This window comes from Mesorhizobium sp. M2A.F.Ca.ET.067.02.1.1 (assembly GCF_004023285.1).
Taxonomy (GTDB): Bacteria; Pseudomonadota; Alphaproteobacteria; order Rhizobiales; family Rhizobiaceae; genus Mesorhizobium.
Map to the genome: position 1 here is coordinate 1 of NZ_RZSB01000678.1, position 3,266 is coordinate 3,266.

At 62.4% G+C, this 3,266-nt stretch carries 4 protein-coding genes and 1 pseudogene; all 5 read right to left on the minus strand.

What is annotated here, in order from left to right:
• Positions 1–185: hypothetical protein (locus EOA28_RS39655; RefSeq protein WP_210214973.1), on the minus strand; the 185-nt coding region annotated here is incomplete at its 3' end.
• Between the two features lie 160 nt (positions 186–345).
• On the minus strand, positions 346–1,485 hold the full coding sequence (locus tag EOA28_RS29855) for an epoxide hydrolase family protein (RefSeq protein ID WP_128315582.1): 1,140 nt from the start codon (positions 1,483–1,485) through the stop codon (positions 346–348).
• A 499-nt stretch (positions 1,486–1,984) separates the two neighbouring features.
• On the minus strand, positions 1,985–2,137 hold the full coding sequence (locus EOA28_RS39115) for a hypothetical protein (RefSeq protein ID WP_189342242.1): 153 nt from the start codon (positions 2,135–2,137) through the stop codon (positions 1,985–1,987).
• Between the two features lie 12 nt (positions 2,138–2,149).
• Positions 2,150–2,950, minus strand: coding sequence for an NAD(P)H-dependent oxidoreductase (locus EOA28_RS29860; protein ID WP_245463252.1), 801 nt, complete (start codon positions 2,948–2,950; stop codon positions 2,150–2,152).
• Positions 2,951–2,986: 36 nt separating this feature from the next.
• Positions 2,987–3,266 (minus strand): annotated as a pseudogene (locus tag EOA28_RS39660) (hypothetical protein); the annotation flags it as partial.

A 3,266-nucleotide genomic window follows, 5' to 3' on the forward strand; every position in this document is an offset into this window, starting at 1 on the left:
ATGAGCGCACGAACGCCCTCCTCGCCGATGCGCGGTCCATCAAGCAACCCACGCTCGTTGGTCCATCCCTCAACTGCGCCATTGGCCCTGTATGCCCGGTTCACGACTGACACTATTGCAGCGGCATCGCCCGTCACGGCATCAATGAAACGCAATTTTTCTACTCCTATCGAAACGTTCGTCATTGCAGCTGCGATCACCGTTGGGGCGCCCCAGCATCCGGTTTTGGGGTCACGCCGTCTTCGCACCAGCAGGAGCCGGCGACGTGATCGACGCCTACCTCGCTTGTTCGCCCGTCGTAAAAGCCTCGGTTACGATGAATTTGGTTCGGAGATATCTCCACCTTCAGGAGCGCGCTCCCGACACCGTCGCGATAAAGGCGCGCAGGTCGGCCAGCATCAGTTCCGGCTCTTCCAGCGCGGCGAAATGGCCGCCCCGCGGCATGTCGGTCCAATGCACGATGTTGTAGGTCTTCTCCGCGAACGAGCGCGGCGGCGGCAAGAACACCGGATCGGGGAAGGCCGCAACGCCGGTCGGCACCTGGATGCGGGTGCCGGCCGGAAGCATTAGCGACTTCTCAAGCCGGCTGCCGTAGTAGATCCAGGTTGCAGTCACGAACGATGCCGGCGCGATGTAGAGCATGATGTTGGTGAGGAGTTCCTCCTCGGAAAACTTGCTCCAGATGTCGGGGTCGCCATTGGCGGTTGTCGGGAGATCGGCCCACTTTCCGAACTTTTTGAGTATCCAGCCCGCCGCTCCCACCGGGCTGTCGGCCATCGCGATGCCGAGCGTCTGCGGACGGGTTTCCTGCTCGTGAAAGTAGGCGCTCTCCTGATCGGCAATCGCGGCCCGCTTGGCGGCGAAGGACTTCTCCTCGCCGGTCGTCGGAGCGGCGTCCTCCGCACGCACGGTCATCATGTTAATATGGATGCCGAGCAGAGCGTCCGGGCGATCATGCGCTGCCCAGGCCGCGATGCCGTGGCCCCAATCGCCCCCTTGAATGAAATACCGCGCGTCGCCGAACAGTTGAATCATCAGCCCATGCACGAGCGCAGCAGCCCGCCGCGGGCCGATCGGGCGCGTGATCGGGTTGGAGAACGCGAAGCCAGGAAGCGAGGGGACGACAACATCGTGCCCGTCCGCTGCGAGCGGCTCCAACAGCCGCTCGAACTCGAGATACGAGCCCGGCCAGCCGTGGAGAAGCAGGACGGGCGGCTTGGAGCCGTCGCCTTTCACATGAACGAAGTGGAGGTGCTCGCCTTCCACGTCGGCCGTGAAGTTGGGCAGCGCGTTGAGGCGCCGTTCGACCGCACGCCAGTCATAGCTGTCCCGCCAATAAGCGGCGAGTCGCTTGAGGTCATCAACCCCGACCCCCGCCGACCAGCCTCCCGCATCCGGCAGCTGGCTCCAGTCATAAGCCTCGACCTTGGCTCTGATCGTGGCGAGCCGTTCGTCAGGGACGTTTATTGTGTAGGGTGAAATCATGATGTTCTCCGCTTAAGCTGGGATGCGGTTCCAGGAAGAGGGTGTCCACGAATCCGATATTGTCGATCGATGTTCTGAGAGCCGAAGACTACTCGGCATACTGCTCGGTACGTCGCCGAGGTTGAAATCGAACCTTCTGATCTCCGTTTCCGAAGCGCGGTGCGTGGCGCTGGCGACGCATAGCCTTTGACCGCAGCCTGTGGACGAGCCGCTGGTCGTCGGAAGCCAGTACGTGCCATTTCGCTATCACCGCAGCTCTCACCGCCGCCTTCCTGTTCTGGCCTACACGGTCGAAACCACAATACTGAGATACCAGTGCGAGGGCTTTCCCGATTGGGAAGGCCCAGCGGGACGATGATGCGTCCCGCCAGCATCGCGCCATAGCCGGACGCGAAGCCGCTCAAGAGATTGCCGGGTGCGAACAGCAGCATCAATCCAACCGCTAGCGGCCGGCGCGGCAGATGCCCGACTAACGCCGTGACCGTGGGGGCACCGGCCGTCACGGCGAGGGCATAGCCGGAAACGACAGACCAGCCGCCGGGAGCGTTATCCCGAGATCGCGCCCGATCCCGGGAACCAGGCCGATGATCACGAACTCAGTCGCGCCAATGGCAAATGCTCCCGCGGCCAGCGCGATCAGCGAAGGCTTCATGATCGTCGTGCCTCACGCGTCAACCGTCTCGACCACCCTTTCGACATGCGCGACGATGCCGGTCTGGCCCGGCGCGACGTCATCCGCCATGGTGTGGCGATCGGGGAAATCGCCTCCGTTCTGCGCACGGAACGGGATTGGCGCGTCCGTGAACAGCCCGGCGAGTCGCGCGCGCCAGCCCGCCTTGATCGCCTCGACCTCTTCGGCGGTGGAGACATGGCCGGCGCTGTAGACAGCGTGCGTGGGCAGCACATCCATGCCCGGATAGAAGAGCGCGCCGTGGGTCAGCGGAAAGAGCAGCTGCTCAATCGGCGCGTTGATCCCGCGCGGGCCATAGTCCACCACAGGTCCACCGGCCTGAACATTTACCAGCGCGCGCTTGCCCTTCAGGATGCCGTTCCCGAAGCGAAACTCGTTGGTGCCGTTCTGGTAGCCATAAGCGAAACCAAAGGCATAGACGCGTTCGATCCAGCCCTTCAGGATCGCGGGCACGCTGTACCACCACAGCGGGAACTGCAGGATGACCGCGTCCGCGGCAAGGAGTTTGGCCTGTTCGGCGACAACATCCGGCGTCTGGTTGCCGGTCGCATAGGCATGGCCGGATTCCATGATGAACGACAGCCGGTCGGGATTGGTGCGGACGGGAAAGTCGTCGGCGTCGAACACTGCTTTCCACTTCATGCCGTAAAGTTCGGATTGCACGATCTCGTGTCCGGCGGCGCCAAGCGTCTCGACAGTAACATCGACCAACTGCCGGGTGAGCGAAGTTGGTTCGGGGTGCGCAGATACAATCAGGATATTCTTCATCATCATGCTTCTCTGTCTCTATCGTGGAGTGGGGGGTGCGCTTCAGCGCTCGCTGGGATGTACCCAAGCCAGCGGCTTCACCCGATCATAAAGCTCGGTATGGGCCAGCGCGTTGGTGAAGTTGGAGATGAGCTTGGCGGCAAGCCCTATCAGCACTTCGAGCGCCTGACGCTTGGTGTAGCCGGCATCGATGAATGCCTCTGACGGCGCCGCCAAGCAGGCCCGGGGCCAAGGGCACATGTTTCTCGACATAATGGGCAGCATCGAAGCGTGCTTGCTCAGTATTGGATAAAGAAAACTGACGATGACCATCCTTGCCTCC